Here is a 15,899-nt window from a genome sequence, read left to right as displayed (position 1 = left end):
TTGCCATGATGGCGGCCACTTGACCCAACTTGATCATCAGGAGGACTCCCGCATTGGACGTCGGTGAACGACTGCAATCCATTCGTAAACTCAAAGGTCTGTCCCAGCGTGAACTCGCCAAACGAGCGGGCGTGACCAACAGCACCATCTCCATGATCGAGAAGAACAGCGTCAGCCCCTCGATCAGCTCCCTGCGCAAGGTGCTGGGCGGCATACCGATGTCCATGGTGGAGTTCTTTTCCGAAGAGCTCGAACCCGAAAATCCGACCCAAGTGGTCTATAAAGCCAGCGAACTGATCGATATCTCGGACGGTGCCGTGACCATGAAACTGGTCGGCAAATCCCATCCGAGCCGCGCCATTGCGTTCCTTTCCGAAGTCTACCCGCCGGGTGCCGACACTGGCGTCGAGATGCTCGTGCACGAGGGCGAGGAGACCGGGATTCTGGTCGAGGGCCGTCTTGAGCTGGTGGTCGGTCTGGACACCTACGTGCTCGAAGAGGGCGACAGTTACTACTTCGAGAGCTCCCGACCCCATCGCTTTCGCAACCCGTTCGACGTTCCTGCGCGACTCATCAGCGCGGCCACGCCGGCGAATTTCTGATCAGCGACATGATTAACCGAAAACTGATCTTCATCGGGCTGGCCGCCTTGCTGTTTGCCGACACTGCTGACGCGACCATGCGCTGCGGCACGGCGCTTATCAGTCTGGGGGACACCGCCGACGTGGTCCGCCAGAAGTGCGGGGCGCCCGACAGCAGTGTTGATCAAATGCCCGCGCTCAGGAGCAACGGCGTCCCGAAGCTTGGCACTGCTAAAGTCAGCTTATGGGTGTATGGCCCTCGCAACGGCGCAAAACAACACCTGCGGTTCATCGAGGACAAGTTGGTGGAAATCGAGACGAAGCGGGATTGAGTGGCCGTGTGACAGTCGTTTTTTAAGGGCGCAAGCCGCGCAGTGCAGCAAATCCCCTGAAGGCCCGGTCCAACCGCTATCAAATAACAAAATCAGGAGAGGCCGGATGCCGCATTCCTGCTCGATCGAGCAAGCTGTCGATCACGTGTTGGCTGAATTGCCGGCACACATCCATATGGGTATGCCGCTGGGGTTGGGCAAGCCCAATCGCTTCGCCAACGCGTTGTACGCCCGAATCAAATCGCTGCCCGATCGACATCTGACTATCTACACCGCGCTGTGCCTCGGGCGACCGGATGGCGGCGATGGTTTGCAGGGACGGTTTCTGGAGCCCTTTCTCGAGCGCGTCTTCGACGATTACCCTGAACTGGATTTCCTCACTGATCTGCGCCGGGACGACCTCCCGCCCAACATTCACGTCCAGCAGTTCTTCATGCAGCCCGGCAGCCTTCTGGGCAGTGTCGAAGCGCAGCAGGATTATGTCAGCAGCAATTACAGCCACGCTGCGCGGGACATCAACGCCAATGGTCTGAATCTGATCGCGCAGCTGATTGCCCGCGACTCCCAACGGCCCGATCACCTCAGCCTGAGCTGCAACCCCGACATCACCCTCGACCTGCTGCCCATGGTGGAAAAACGCCGTGGGTTGGGCGAGCGCATTCTGATACTCGGCCACGTCCACGCGGATCTGCCCTACATGCAGGGCGGTGCCGAGGTCAGCGCCGACACCTTCGACCTGCTGATCGAGCACGAAGAGCGCAGCACGCTGTTCTCGACGCCGAACATGCCAGTCGGTGTCCAGGATCACTTCATTGGCTTGTACGCGAGCACGCTGGTGCGCGACGGCGGTACGCTGCAGATCGGCATCGGCTCGATGGGCGACGCCCTGACTGCCGCCTTGCTTGCGCGCCAGGCCGATAACGAAACCTACCGCGCGTGCCTGGCCGAGTTGGACGGCATTTCCACCTGGAAGCCGTTGATCGAGGCGCAAGGCGGGGTGATGCCGTTCGCCACCGGGCTTTATGGCTGCAGCGAAATGCTGGTCAACGGGCTGCTGGTGCTGCTGGACGCGGGGATCATCCGCCGCAAGGTGTACGCCGACGTCGAGCTGCAGCAAATGGCCAACGACGGGGTTCTGGACGAATCGATTTATAGCGACGGCGTGTTGATTCACGGCGGCTTCTTTCTCGGGCCGCGCAGCTTCTACGAGCGGCTGCGGGAATTCACGCCGGCGCAGATCGCGCAGATCAACATGACTGCGATCAGTTACATCAACGAGCTATACGGCGACGAGACGCTCAAGCGCCTGCAACGGCGGGATGCGCGATTCATCAACAGTTGCTTCACCGTGACGTTGCTGGGCGCAGCGGTCTCCGATCAATTGGCCGACGGCCGTGTGGTCAGCGGTGTGGGCGGGCAGTACAACTTCGTCGCTCAGGGCCATGCGCTGGACGGCGCGCGTTCCGTGCTGATTCTGCGCAGCTGGCGTGAATCGGGTGGGGAGGTCAATTCCAATATCGTCTGGGACTATGCGCACACGACGATCCCGAGGCATCTGCGCGATATCGTCGTCACTGAATATGGGATCGCCGACCTGCGCGGCAAAACCGACGCGGCGGTGATCGAGGCGCTGCTCAACATCAGCGATTCACGCTTCCAGCCGGGCCTGATCGATCAGGCGCAAAAAGCCGGCAAGCTGCCGAAGGATTTCCGCCTTGATCCGCTGTTCAGCCAGAACACGCCCGAGCGGCTGAAGGACATCCGCGACCAGTTCCCGTCGCTGTTCATCGAGTACCCGCTGGGCAGCGATTTTACGGCCGAGGAGCGCGATCTCCTGCGCGCGCTCAACTGGTTGAAAAGCAAGTTCAAGCTCACGGAAATCATCGAGCTGGGCAAGGCCACGCTGGAAGCGCCTGACGCGAGCGCCTATCCGGAGCACTTGCAGCGCATGGGCCTCGATCATCCGCAGGGGTTGCGAGAAGAGCTGTATCAGCGGCTGGTGCTGGCGGGGTTGCAGGCGACGGCTTAGGCCCGATGTTTCCCACGTTTACTGTGGCATCCGTTCAGCCGAGGGTTTTGATCACCAGTAGCACTGCAGCAAAGAAGCCGCTGACCGCAAACAGCTGCTGCAACCGCGGGCCGGCGAGGTAACGGCTGACCTGTCTGCCGACTACCAGTCCGGCGACGGCCCCTGCGGCGAACGGCAGTCCCACAGTCCAATGCATCGCGCCGCTGATGGTGGCGGTGATCACGCTGCCGGTCGAGACCAGGGCGATCACCGCCAGCGACGTGGCGACGATGCTCTTCATCTCAAGGTCGGTGTATCGGGTCAATGCCGGCACGATGACGAAGCCGCCACCCACACCGAGCAATCCTGACAACAGCCCGGCCAATGCACCGGTCGCCGCCAGTGACCGAGCGCAAGGCAGGGTCCAGCGCAGCCGACCCACCAGCGGATTGACTACGCAGGGCCTGAATGCCCCACGATCCGGCGGTTTGCCGTGGCGCAGTTCGTGAGCGGCTTTGCGGTAGATCCGCCCGCACACATAAAACAGAATCAGCGCAAACCCCAACGCCAGCGGCGCATTGGGCAGCTGGTGCGCCAGCCACAGCCCTAACGGCGACAGCGCGATGCCAATGATTGCGATGAAAATGGCCGCACGGTAACGGACGATACCCTGGCGCAGCCCAAGCCCTGCACCGACGGCCGAAGCCAGGCCGACCGCCAAAAGGCCCACCGGCGCGGCTTCAATCATCGTCAGACCCAGCCCGAAGACCAGCAGCGGCACCGCAAGAATGCCGCCACCCGCGCCCGTCAATCCCAATACTGCGCCAATGATCGTACCGAGGCCGGCTCCGATCAGTTCGTGTTCATTCATCGTAAGTGAGCAAGTTCCGTGGGGGCTGTCAGGAGGTAGCTGTTCAGGGTGTGAGCGCGCTTGATCGGCGCGCTCGGCAGGGTTAACAGCGCATTGATCGGGACCTTCAGGTAGCGGACGCCGTTGTCCTCCGCTTCCGGCAGGTTGCCGCCGCGCATGTTGATCTGCACCGAAGGCAGGATCAGCATCGGCATGTCGAGGGTGGCATCGCGCTTCTCGCGCATCTCGACGAAAGCGTCCTCGTCGATGCCTTCGCGCACATGGATGTTGCTGGCGCGTTGCTCGGCGACGGTGGTCATGAACATCAGCTCACGGCCATTGGGCAGGTAGTCGTGGCACATGAACAGACGCGTCTGTGGCGGCAGGCCGAGAATTCGGCCGACCGAGCGATACAGCGTGCGCGCATCGGCGCCGGGGAAGTCGCAACGGGCGGTGCCGTAGTCGGGCATGAACAGCGTATCGCCGACAAACGCCACGGCTTCATCGCCTGCTTCAATCACGTACGTCATGCACGCCGGGGTGTGTCCGGGGGTGTGCATGGCTCTGGCCTGCAGCGTGCCGATCTGAAAGTGCGCGTCATCTTCCAGCAACCGGTCGAACTGGCTGCCGTCGCGGGCAAAGTCGCCTTTGGCGTTGAACAGCGTGCCGAAGACTTTCTGCACGCGAGTGATGTGGCTGCCAATGGCGACGGTGCCGCCGAGCTGTTCTTTCAGGTAAGCCGCTGCCGAAACGTGATCGGCGTGGACGTGGGTTTCCAGAATCCACTGCACCGACACGCCCAGCTCGCGAACCCTCTCGATCAGCTTGTCGGCGGACTGCGTGCTGGTGCGCCCGGATTTCGGGTCGTAATCCAGCACGCTGTCGATCAGCGCGGCTTGAAGCGTAGAGCGGTCAATGACCAGGTAACTGATGGTCGAGGTCTGCGGATCGAAGAACGCCTCTACGCTCAGTTTTTCGCCAATTTCCATAACGTGTCTCCTGTTCTACTGACCGCAAGAAATCTGTGGTAGTCGAGCTTGCTCGCGAAGGGGCCGGTACATTCACAGTGACCTCAGCGCCTGACAGTCTGTCTTCGTGAGCACGCTCACTCCCACCGGGTTACGCGTTTGCTGGGCCAAAGCGCGGCGTCAGCTGCATCACCCCAGAGGTGAATCCGGATCAGACGAACGTCACAACGCCATCTTTCAACGACTGTACGCGCGCCAGTGACTCTACACGATAGCCCTGACCGTCCAGTTCGGCGCGGCCGCCCTGGAACGACTTCTCGATCACGATACCCAGGCCGGCGACGGTTGCGCCCGCTTGCTTGATGATCGAGATCAGCGCCTGGGACGCCTTACCGTTGGCCAGAAAGTCGTCGATGATCAACACCCGATCGCTGCTGTTCAGGTGACGGGTAGAAATGGCGATGGTGCTTTCGGTCTGCTTGGTGAACGAATACACCGACGCGGAAAACATGTTCTCGGTGAGGGTCAGCGACTGATGCTTGCGCGCGAAGATCACCGGGATGCCCATCTTCAGACCGGTCATCACTGCAGGCGCGATACCTGACGCCTCGATGGTGACGATCTTGGTGATGCCGGAGCCTGCGAACAGCGCGGCGAATTCGTCACCGATCTGCTGCATCAGCACCGGGTCGATCTGGTGGTTGAGAAACGCGTCGACCTTCAATACCTGATCGGAAAGCACGATGCCTTCTTCGCGAATTTTCTTGTGCAGTGCTTCCACGTGGGTGGTCCTCAGAGCGCGATGTGCGGGAAATGAACGTTATCTTTTCAGCATGGCGCGTATGTCCGCCAGGGCTGTATTGCCGCGTACGGCTTTGACTTCGACGGGCGTGTCATCGTTGCCTTCCCAGGCGAGATCGTCCGGCGGCAGTTCGTCGAGGAACCGGCTCGGCAGGCAATCGATGATTTCGCCGTACTGCTTGCGTTTGGCGGCGAAGGTGAACGCCAGCGTCTGCCGCGCGCGGGTGATGCCCACGTAGGCCAGGCGGCGTTCTTCTTCGATGGTATCGGCCTCGATGCTGGAGCGGTGCGGGAGGATTTCCTCTTCCATGCCCATGATGAACACGTACGGAAACTCCAGCCCCTTGGAGGCGTGCAGGGTCATCATCTGCACGCCTTCGGCGCCGTCTTCCTCTTCCTGCTGACGTTCGAGCATGTCGCGCAGAACCAGTTTGCCGATGGCCTCCTCGATGGTCATGCCGCCTTCTTCGTCTTTCTCCAGCGTGTTCTTCAGCGCCTCGATCAGGAACCACACGTTGCCCATGCGGTAGTCGGCGGCCTTGTCGCTGGAGCTGTTCTGACGAATCCAGTTTTCGTAATCGATGTCCATGACCATGCTGCGCAAAGCGGCGATAGGGTCCTGCGTCGCGCATTGCTGGCGCACGCCGTCCATCCAGTGCTTGAAGCGTCTGAGGCGATCGGTGAAGCGGGCGTCCAGATGTTCGCCCAGGCCGATCTCGTCGGTCGCGGCGTACATCGACACCTTGCGCTCGGTCGAGTAGTTGCCCAGCTTTTCAAGGGTGGTCGAGCCGATTTCCCGGCGCGGCACGTTGATCACGCGCAGGAAGGCGTTGTCGTCATCCGGGTTCACCAGTAAGCGGAAGTAGGCCATCAGGTCTTTCACTTCCTGACGCCCAAAGAAGCTATTGCCCCCGGACAGCCGGTACGGAATCTGATGGTGCTGCAGCTTCAGCTCGATCAGCTTGGCCTGATAGTTACCGCGATAGAGGATCGCGAAGTCGCTGTACGGCCGGTCGGTGCGCAGGTGCAGGCTGAGGATTTCGATGGCCACGCGCTCGGCTTCGGCGTCTTCGTTCTTGCAGCGAATCACGCGGATTTCATCGCCGTGACCCATCTCGCTCCAGAGTTGTTTCTCGAACGCGTGAGGGTTGTTGGCGATCAGCACGTTGGCGCAGCGCAAGATGCGGCTGGTGGAGCGGTAGTTCTGCTCCAGCATCACCACTTTCAACGACGGGTAATCGTCCTTGAGCAGCATCAGGTTTTCCGGCCGCGCGCCGCGCCAGGCGTAGATCGACTGGTCGTCGTCGCCCACAACGGTGAACTGGCAGCGCGTGCCGATGAGCATTTTCACCAGCAGATACTGGCTGGCGTTGGTGTCCTGGTATTCGTCGACGAGCAGATAGCGCACCTTGTGCTGCCACTTTTCCAGAATGTCGGCGTGCTCCTCGAACAGCTTCACCGGCAGCAGAATCAGGTCGTCGAAATCCACCGCGTTGTACGCCTTCAGCGTGCGCTGGTAGTGGCTGTAGACGATGGCGGCGGTCTGCTCCTTGGGGTTGCGCGAATTGGCAAGGGCTTCGGGCGGCAGGATCAGTTCGTTTTTCCAGGCGCCGATCATGTTCTTGATCTCGTCGACGCCGTCGTCGCCCGAGTATTCCTTTTGCATGATGTCGGTCATCAGCGCTTTGACGTCGGTCTCGTCAAAGATCGAGAACCCGGGCTTGTAGCCCAACCGGGCGTGTTCCTTGCGGATGATGTTCAGGCCCAGGTTGTGGAACGTCGAGACGGTCAGGCCGCGCCCCTCGCCAGCGCGCAAAAGGGTACCGACGCGCTCTTTCATCTCCCGCGCCGCCTTGTTGGTAAAGGTCATGGCGACGATGTACTGGGCACGGATGCCGCAGTTCTGGATGAGGTGGGCAATCTTGCGTGTGATCACGCTGGTCTTGCCGGAGCCAGCGCCGGCGAGCACCAAAAGAGGGCCGCCGACGTAGTTCACGGCTTCCTGTTGCCGGGGATTGAGTCGGGACATGGGGAAAAATGGGGTCGCCTGGAAAAGGGCGGGCATTTTAACAGGGTCAGCGGATTGTGCAGCCACCGTCCGACACTGTGATGCGCCGCGCTATCTATATTTCGCCGTTTTGTTACATTTGCGTATTGCGGATGATTCTCGCGTTTGACGACCCTCATTCGGGGGTGCGCCAAGGTCTTTACGTTTGTGTGGGGAGTTAGCTTGTCTACGCCTGTCGAACCCTTGCGCTTGCTGCTTCTGGCGGACACGCCCGAATGGCCGGCATCGTTGCGCGAGTGCCTGGCGCCGCTCGGAGACGCCGCTGTCCTTGACTGCGCGCCGAGCTGGGACGCTGTCAGCAATCAAACCGACTTCTCCACCTCCGGAATACTCTTTACCACCGAAGCCCTTCAGCCCGCCGCCGGCCAATGCCACTGGCCCACTGTATTGCTTTTCGACACCGAACCGGACGAAGAGCCCGTTGGTGTCAGCGACTGGCTGGTGCGCGACGCCCTCACATCGCAGGCCCTGCGCCGCTGTCTGCGCCACGTGCGCGAACGGGGCGTTCTGGAGACCACGCTCAATCGCCTCGCCGAGCAGGACCCTCTTACCGGCATCGCCAACCGCCAGGGCTTTCAGACCCTGTTGGCCGCCCGACTGGCCGAGTTCGACGGCCGCGGCCTGGCGCTGGGGCATCTGGACCTGGACAACTTCCGGCGCGCCAATGACGCGCTGGGTCATCAGGCGGGGGATCGGCTGATCCTGCAAGTGGTGGCGCGGCTGAAAGGCCAGCTGGAGGCGTGCGATCAACTGGCGCGACTGGGCAGCGATGAATTTGCCCTGCTGATCGACACACGACGCGCCCCCGAGCGCGCCGAATCCATCGCCGAGCGCATCACCGAAGCCTTGTCCGAACCGTATTGGGTCGATGGGGAAAGCCTGTTGATCGGTTGCAGCCTTGGCATCGCCTATGCGCGCCTCAATGGCGGCGCCGATCCGTTGATGTGGCACGCGCACATCGCCATGCAGCAGGCCAAGGGCACTCAGGGCTGTACCTTTCATGTCTTCAACGAACGCATCAACCGCAACGCGCGCAGCCTCGCCGATCTGGAAAGCGAACTGCGCCGCGCCTTGCGTCGCGATGAGCTGGAGCTGCATTACCAGCCACGCCTGTGCCTGAATACCGGGCACATTCTGGGGCTGGAGGCATTGGTGCGTTGGCGCCACGCTGAGCGTGGGTTGTTGCCGCCGAGTGAGTTCGTGCCGCTGGCTGAGCAAAGCGGGTTGATCGTGCCGCTGGGTTATTGGGTGATTGCCCGTGCCCTGCGCGACATGCAGGCCCTGCGCGAGAAAGGCGTGCCGCCGCTGCACATGGCGATCAACCTGTCGTTCCGCCAGTTTCAGGACAACCAGTTGCTCGCGACACTCAGCCGGTTGATCGCTGATCGGGGTATCGATGCGCAATGGCTGGAATTCGAATTGACCGAGACGGCCGTCATGCGCCGCAGCGATTTGGTCAAACAGACCATGGATGCGCTGGGACGGCTGGGTGTGCGCTTCTCGCTGGACGATTTCGGGACCGGGTTCTCGTCCTTCGTACACCTCAACAGCTTGCCGATCACACTGCTGAAGATCGACAAGAGCTTCGTCGGTGAAATGGAGCAGCGCGAGGAAAACCGCAAGCTGGTCCACGCGATGATCAACCTGGCCCACAACCTCAGCCTGGAAGTGGTAGCCGAAGGCGTCGAAACCCCCGAGCAACTGGCCTTGCTGCGCAGCTTCAACTGCGATCAGGCCCAGGGTTTTTTGATCAGTCACCCGCTGGCCTTGCCGGAGCTGATGGATTATCTGGCGATGGGCCAGAGCAAAGGTATTGCGCTGCAGAGCCAGTGAGCGCGGCTCGTTCTTTGAACACACCTCGGAGTGATTCTGTAGGAGTGAGCTTGCTCGCGAATGCATGGGGTCAGCCGACATGGATGTCACAGACCCACCGCCGTCGCGACCGTCGTGACCTCCGATTGCTCCTACAGTTGGGTTTGTGACCGCCCCGGATTGTGAATACCCGCAGAGGCCTATCCCATCACCACAACCCCCGTCGCCTCCTTGCGCAGCAGTCGCGCGGTCTTGCGCTCGAATGCCCAGGTCAGTGCGACTGCGGAGCAGAGCAGGCCGATCGCCAATCCCCACCACACGCCCACCGCGCCCTGGTTCGCCAGAAACCCGAGGCCCCAGGCCAACGGCGCGCCGACCACCCAATAGCTCGCCAGTCCGATCAGGAACGTGGTTTTTGCGTCCTTGAATCCCCTGATCGCGCCCATGGCGATGGTCTGCGTGCCGTCGAGAATCTCGAACCAGGCGGCGATGGCCAGCAGCCTCACCGCCAGCTCGACCACGCCCTGGTATTTCGGATCGTTGACGTCCACGAACAAACCGATGACGGCGTGGGGCGCAACCCAGAACAGAATGCCGAACGAAAGCATCAGCAGCCCGCCGAAGCCAATCCCCATGCGTCCGGCAGTGCGCGCCAGCAGCAGGTTTCCGGCCCCGTAGTGCAGACCGATGCGCATGGTCACCGCGTAGGAAATCCCGACCGGGACCATGAACGCCATCGACACCGATTGCAGAGCGATCTGGTGCGCCGCCATCTGGGTGCTGCCCATGGCGCCCATGCAGAATGCCGCAAAGGTGAACAGCCCGACTTCCACCGCATACGTGCCACCGATGGGCAGGCCCAGGCGCCACAGCTCTTTCAGGCAGCTGCGCGAGAGTTTCATGAGTTCTTTGTGAAGGGGATACGCCGCGTAGGCGCGGTGATAACGAATGTGCAGCGCGAGGGCCAGGGCCATGGCGTTGGTGACAATGGCCGTGACCAGACCAATGCCCATCAGGCCCCAGAGCGGCAGGCCGAACAGCCCGTGGATAAACGCGTAGTTGAGCCCGAAGTTCAGCGCCACGCCCACCAGACTGATCACCATTACCGGGGTCGCACGCCCCAATGCACTGGTGAAGCCGCGCAGCGCCATGAAGCTCAACAGCCCGGGCAGCGCCAATGGCAAGGTGATCAGAAATTCGCTGGCCATGTGGACGTTGGCTTCGACTTGACCAAATTGCAGCAGGATCGGCTCGAGGTTCCATAGGATCAGCGCAGCAACCAAGGCCATGCCCCACGCCAGCCACAAACCGGCCTGGGTCAGGCGGGTGACGCCGGCGTGATCATTCGCGCCCTTGCGGATCGCGACCAACGTACCGACGGCGGCCATGACCCCCACGCAGAAGAACGACACGAAGTTGTAGCTCGCCGCGCCCAACCCGCCACCGGCCAGGGATTCCGGGCCCAGCTTGCCCATCATCACAGTGTCGGTGAATACCATCAGCATGTGCGCCATCTGCGAAGCAATCAGCGGCCCGGCCAGACGCAGGATGATCCACAGTTCTTTGAAAGCGTGCTGGTGCATGGTCTTTGCGCTCGGGTTTGCGGTGTTTGCAGGCCGGTCATTGTGGGGATTCAGGTGAGGATGCACAAAGGGATAAATCCGATCACTCGCATGAGTAAAACTCATCTTGAGGTTTTCTGCGGTAGAGTGGCCTCGGTCGCCGTCCAGCCTGAGGAATCCCCGCCGATGTCTCGCACTCTTCCGCCTCTGTATGCCCTGCGCGCGTTTGAAGCCGCTGCGCGACACAGCTCGTTCACGCGCGCCGCTGAAGAGCTGTCGATCACCCAGAGCGCGGTCAGTCGGCACATCCGCACGCTTGAAGAGCATTTCGCCTGCCGTCTGTTTCGCCGCAATGGTCGCAATTTGCAGCTCACCGAAGCCGCGCGTGAATTGCTGCCGGGCGTGCGGGAAGGGTTTTCTGCGTTGGAGCGAGCATGCAGCGCGCTGATGGCAGAGGAGGGCATCTTGCGCATGAAGGCCCCGTCGACCCTGACCATGCGTTGGTTGCTGGCGCGGCTGAGTCGTTTCCGCCATCTGCAGGTGGGCAACGAAGTCCAGCTGACCAGCGCCTGGATGGACATCGACAGCGTCGACTTCGCACAGGAGCCGTTCGATTGCGCGGTGTTGCTCAGCCATGGGCATTTCCCGCCGGAGTGGGAGGCAACGTACCTGTTCCCCGAATGGCTGATTCCCGTGGGCGCGCCGACGCTGCTGGATGACGCGCCGTGGGACGCCGAGCGACTGGCCGGCGCCGAGCTGTTGCACCCTACGCCCGACCGCCGCGACTGGCGCCGATGGCTGGAGCGCATGGACTTGTCTGAGCGGGTCTCGCTCAAGGGAGGGCAGGTTTTCGACACGCTGGAGCTGGGCATGATTGCGGCCGCTAGAGGTTACGGCGTTTCCATGGGCGATCTGCTGATGGTGGCGGAGGACGTCGCTCAGGGCCGGCTCAGCCTGCCGTGGCGCACGGCGGTGGTCAGCGGCGAAAACTACTACCTCGTCTGGCCCAAGACCCGCCCTGGCGGCGAGCGTCTGCGGCGCCTGAGCGACTTCTTGCAAGGCGAAGTGCAGGCGATGGAATTGCCTGACGTGACGATTCTGGAATGAGTCGTAAAGCGCACCCCGACCGAAAGCGGACGCAGGACAGCCAAAAAGGGAATTAATTCCGTCCTGAAGCGACGTAAGACTCAAGTTTTTTGTCTGTCGGCCGAAGGTGTATTGCAGAGCCGGTTCACCTCAATCGACTCATCGATTCCCTCTATTAGAATTCGTCCGAATGGTGCTCCTGAATCAGGATGGTCCCGTCGTTCGGCAAGGAGCTCCAATGCCTCAGCCTCGCGCCCGAATTGCTTCGCAACTCGGCATCGCCCTGGCCGTTATTCTGGCCGTCGTCATCAGCGGCAGTACGCTGTTCGCCTTGCGCTCTCTTGATTCGGCGAACCTGGTCATCCGCGAAGAGCACATGAGCAGCGAAGCCCGGTTGCTGGCCGACCAGTTGAACACCTTCCACAGCACCCTGCGCGACAGCACCCAGCGTCTGAGCGGTCTGTTCGAGAAGCGTTTTTCGGGCGGCCTGAGCCTGCAGGGCGATCAGCAGATTGCGGTCGCGGGCGTGCAGACCCCTGCGCTGCTGATGAACGGCACTGCGCTGAACAATGACTTCACGGAAGTCGACGATTTCAAGAAAATGACGGCCGGCGTGGCGACGGTTTTCGTGCGCAGCGGCGACGACTTCGTGCGCGTCAGCACCTCGCTGAGCAAACAGGACGGCTCACGCGCCATCGGTACCTCGCTGGATCACAAGCACCCGGCCTACGACAAGTTGCTCGCCGGACAGGGATATGTCGGTCGCGCGCTGTTGTTCGATCGCTTATACATGACGCAGTACAGCCCGGTGCGTGACGCCAACGGCAAAGTCATCGCCGTGCTGTTCGTCGGCTTCGATTACACCGACGCGCAGAAGGCGCAGTTCGACAACCTGAAAAACTTCCGCATCGGTTCCACCGGTTCGCTGGCGTTGCTTGATGAGCAGAACAAATGGCTGGTGCCGCCTGCGGGCGTGAAGGACCTGGATCAGGCAAGCACCACGCTGGCCGAGTTCGCCAAGACGCCGAGCGTTGGGCATTTCTGGCAGGACGCCGGCGAAGATTTCTACACCGTCGGCGAGAAGTTTGCGGGCGGCCCGTGGACGGTTCTGGCAACGATGCCCGAGGATGAAATCAGCGCAGTGACCTGGAGCGTGGGCACGCAATTGGCCATCGGCAGCCTGCTAGCGATGTTGATCGCTGTCGGCGCTGCGATCTGGCTGTTACGCAGCAAGCTGCGGCCGCTGTCGGCGTTGGTCAGTCAGGCAGAAGCGTTGGGCGCTGGTGATCTGAGCGCACGTCTGAACGTGTCCAGTCACGATGAAATTGGTCAGTTGGCGGGCAGTTTCAACAAGATGGGCCAGGCGCTGGAAACCATGGTGTCCCACATCCGCACAGCAGCGCTGGAAGTCAGCAGTCGTGCCAATGCGCTGTCTGGCTTGTCGGGGGGCGCCTATGAAGGGATGGAGCAGCAATCCGGCGAAATCACCAGCATGGCCGGCGCAGTGGAGGAGTTCAGCGCCACGGCCCTGACCATCGCCGACAACATGGGCACCACCGAACGCATGGCCCAGGGCAACGCCCAGCAGACGCGCATCGGTCGCACGTCCATGGAGGAGGCGTCTGCTTCGCTGGAGCAGATCGCCGGTTCGCTGAGCAGCACCGCGACGGTGATCGATACCTTGGGCCAACGCTCGCAGGAGATCGGCGGCATCGTCAGCGTCATCACCTCGATCGCCGAGCAGACCAACCTCCTGGCCCTCAACGCCGCGATCGAAGCCGCACGCGCCGGTGAACAAGGCCGTGGTTTTGCGGTGGTAGCGGATGAAGTCCGCAGCCTGGCATCACGTACGCGCCAGGCCACCGATGAAATCTCCGGCATGATCAGCAGCATTCAGCAAGAGACCAGCAATGCCATCAGCACCATGCAGCAAGGTAATGCGCTGATGCAGGAAGGCCTGTCGCGCAACGCCAAAGTGGCTGCAGCGCTGGCCCAGATCGACGAACAAAGCCGTTCTGCCGGTGAGCAATTCACGTCCATCACTACCGCCACCCAGGAGCAGAGCAACACCGCAACGCTGCTCAGCGCCAACCTGCAAAGCATCGCCCTGGCGAACAGCGAGCAACGCGAAGTCGTGTCCAACCTGGCGATCACGGCTCAAGAGCTGAACGCTGTGGCGGCTGACTTGCAGAAGGAAGTGGATCGGTTTCGGTGAGGCTGGAGCGCTGCTGAGCCGCCAGAGCCAACCAGCGTAGGTGTGAGCAAGCCCAATCTCATCAAGCAACACCGCAGATGTATCTGGCAATACACGAGTTGTGGGAGCGAGCTTGCTCGCGAAGAGGCAAGAACATCCGCCAAATATTCAGCGGTTGAGATGCCGCCTTCGTGAGCAAGGTGGAGCGCCACCCCGGTCACTCCCACAGGTGTTGCACATTCTGCGCGACAGTGCGGTGCTGAACGAAGGGTTATCTCCCGCCGTGGCATGGTGTATGCGGTTTCAATTCGTCGAAGGCCGATACTGCAAAGCCTCGGCGATGTGGCATCGCGCGATGGCGTCCACCTTCTCCAGATCAGCGAGCGTGCGAGCCACTTTCAGCAGGCGGTGGGCAGCGCGTAGCGAGAGATTGAGGCGTTCACACGCATTCTCGAGCCAGGCTTCGTCTTCCGGCAGTAACGCGCAGTGTTGGCGCAGCGCGGGCAGGTCAAGAAATGCGTTGGCGCACCCTTGGCGTCGTTGTTGGCGCTGTCGGGCTTCGGAGACCACCTCCGCTGCGCTGGCGCTTTCACCCTTGCAGTCAGGCGTGGCAGCTAAAGACGTAGTTTCCCGAGCAACGGTCAGGTGCAAATCGATCCGGTCAAGCAATGGGCCCGACAGCTTGTTGCGGTAGCGCTGAATCTGATCGGTTGAGCAGCGGCAGCGCCCGGTCGGTTCGCCGTGATAACCGCACGGGCAGGGGTTCATCGCCGCGACCAGTTGAAAGCGCGCCGGAAAGCGCACCCGATCCCGCGCCCTGGAAATCACGATATGGCCCGATTCGAGGGGTTCGCGCAGCACCTCCAGCACGCGCCGGTCGAATTCCGGAAGCTCGTCCAGAAACAACACGCCGTGGTGCGCGAGGGTGATTTCGCCAGGTTGCGGGCGACTGCCACCTCCGACCAGCGCAGGGCCCGATGCCGAGTGATGGGGCTGGCGGAAGGGGCGCTGGGGCCAGCTCGTCAGCGGGGCGTGACTGGCGACCGACTGAATCGCCGCCACCTCCAGCGCTTCGAGTTCATCCAGTGGTGGCAACAGCCCAGGCAAACGGCTCGCGAGCAGCGTTTTGCCGGTGCCGGGAGGGCCACTGAACAGAAGATTGTGTGCACCGGCGGCGGCCACCAACAGAGCGCGTTTGGCCGCGGTCTGGCCCTGCACTTCACTCAAGTCGGGATAAGGCTGTGTCTGCAGAATCAGGCCATTGGATTTATAAGGCGCGATGACCGTGTGCCCATTCAGGTGGGACACCAGCTCCAGCAGATGACTGACCGCTATCACCTTCAGGCCTGACGCCAGACACGCTTCCTCGGCATTCACCGCCGGCACGATCAACGTGTGGCCCGCCTCCCGCGCAGCAAGTGCCGCCGGGAGCACGCCCTGTACGGGCCGAATCGCACCGGACAGCGCCAACTCCCCCAGACATTCGATACCCTCCAGCGCAAGCGTTGGCACCTGCGCGCTGGCAGCCAGCAAGCCAAGTGCAATGGCGACATCGAAGCGACGTACCACCGGTGAGTGGAGGGGGTATGGACATTTCTTCTGCGCCTTGAAATTCGGGCCTTTGAGGAAGATTTGCC

At 61.7% G+C, this 15,899-nt stretch carries 10 protein-coding genes and 3 pseudogenes; 7 read left to right on the top strand and 6 right to left on the bottom strand.

Going from position 1 to position 15,899, the window contains the following annotated elements:
• Window positions 1–53 precede the first annotated feature (53 nt).
• From AC07VF_RS07050 to AC07VF_RS07040, 3 genes are all read left to right on the top strand, one after another.
• Window positions 54–602: a cupin domain-containing protein gene (locus AC07VF_RS07050; protein WP_037016647.1), complete on the top strand. Its 549-nt coding sequence runs from the start codon at window positions 54–56 to the stop codon at window positions 600–602.
• Window positions 603–610: 8 nt separating this feature from the next.
• Complete coding sequence (locus AC07VF_RS07045; RefSeq protein WP_423571956.1) at window positions 611–913, top strand: DUF2845 domain-containing protein; 303 nt, start codon at window positions 611–613, stop codon at window positions 911–913.
• 106 nt (window positions 914–1,019) lie between these two features.
• On the top strand, window positions 1,020–2,942 hold the full coding sequence (locus AC07VF_RS07040) for an acetyl-CoA hydrolase/transferase family protein (protein WP_192171441.1): 1,923 nt from the start codon (window positions 1,020–1,022) through the stop codon (window positions 2,940–2,942).
• A gap of 34 nt (window positions 2,943–2,976) precedes the next feature.
• Here the strand turns inward: AC07VF_RS07040 and AC07VF_RS07035 are convergent, their stop codons facing one another.
• From AC07VF_RS07035 to rep, 4 genes and pseudogenes are all read right to left on the bottom strand, one after another.
• Window positions 2,977–3,792 carry a sulfite exporter TauE/SafE family protein gene (locus AC07VF_RS07035; RefSeq protein WP_495008367.1) on the bottom strand — a complete coding sequence of 272 codons (816 nt, stop codon included), beginning with the start codon at window positions 3,790–3,792 and terminating at the stop codon, window positions 2,977–2,979.
• A gap of 86 nt (window positions 3,793–3,878) precedes the next feature.
• A pseudogene (locus tag AC07VF_RS07030) lies at window positions 3,879–4,760 on the bottom strand (MBL fold metallo-hydrolase); the annotation flags it as partial.
• Between the two features lie 190 nt (window positions 4,761–4,950).
• Complete coding sequence (locus tag AC07VF_RS07025; RefSeq protein ID WP_122534147.1) at window positions 4,951–5,520, bottom strand: xanthine phosphoribosyltransferase; 570 nt, start codon at window positions 5,518–5,520, stop codon at window positions 4,951–4,953.
• 39 nt (window positions 5,521–5,559) lie between these two features.
• Window positions 5,560–7,569 (bottom strand): DNA helicase Rep, encoded by a 2,010-nt coding sequence (gene rep, locus AC07VF_RS07020; RefSeq protein ID WP_122534146.1) that lies wholly within the window; start codon window positions 7,567–7,569, stop codon window positions 5,560–5,562.
• Between the two features lie 201 nt (window positions 7,570–7,770).
• Here rep and AC07VF_RS07015 point away from each other — a divergent pair, with 201 nt between their 5' ends.
• Window positions 7,771–9,441 (top strand): putative bifunctional diguanylate cyclase/phosphodiesterase, encoded by a 1,671-nt coding sequence (locus tag AC07VF_RS07015; protein WP_192171438.1) that lies wholly within the window; start codon window positions 7,771–7,773, stop codon window positions 9,439–9,441.
• 179 nt (window positions 9,442–9,620) lie between these two features.
• On the opposite strand, the gene AC07VF_RS07010 is transcribed toward AC07VF_RS07015, so the two are convergent.
• On the bottom strand, window positions 9,621–11,003 hold the full coding sequence (locus AC07VF_RS07010) for a NorM family multidrug efflux MATE transporter (protein ID WP_495008368.1): 1,383 nt from the start codon (window positions 11,001–11,003) through the stop codon (window positions 9,621–9,623).
• A gap of 165 nt (window positions 11,004–11,168) precedes the next feature.
• On the opposite strand from AC07VF_RS07010, the gene AC07VF_RS07005 reads away from it, so the two are divergent.
• The 3 genes and pseudogenes from AC07VF_RS07005 (at window position 11,169) to AC07VF_RS06995 (ending at window position 14,283) form a co-directional block, all read left to right on the top strand.
• Window positions 11,169–12,089, top strand: a complete 921-nt coding sequence (locus tag AC07VF_RS07005; RefSeq protein ID WP_495008369.1) for a LysR substrate-binding domain-containing protein — start codon at window positions 11,169–11,171, stop codon at window positions 12,087–12,089.
• Window positions 12,090–12,258: 169 nt separating this feature from the next.
• Window positions 12,259–13,380 (top strand): annotated as a pseudogene (locus AC07VF_RS07000) (Cache 3/Cache 2 fusion domain-containing protein); the annotation flags it as partial.
• A 42-nt stretch (window positions 13,381–13,422) separates the two neighbouring features.
• Window positions 13,423–14,283, top strand: coding sequence for a methyl-accepting chemotaxis protein (locus AC07VF_RS06995; RefSeq protein ID WP_407073215.1), 861 nt, complete (start codon window positions 13,423–13,425; stop codon window positions 14,281–14,283).
• Between the two features lie 282 nt (window positions 14,284–14,565).
• Here AC07VF_RS06995 and AC07VF_RS06990 read toward each other — a convergent pair.
• A pseudogene (locus AC07VF_RS06990) lies at window positions 14,566–15,822 on the bottom strand (YifB family Mg chelatase-like AAA ATPase); the annotation flags it as partial.
• Between the last annotated feature and the right edge of the window lie 77 nt (window positions 15,823–15,899).

The organism is Pseudomonas sp. GW821-FHT02H06 (genome assembly GCF_059421525.1).
Note: the sequence above shows the minus strand (reverse complement) of the source record. Positions and strands in the feature narration are given on the sequence as shown.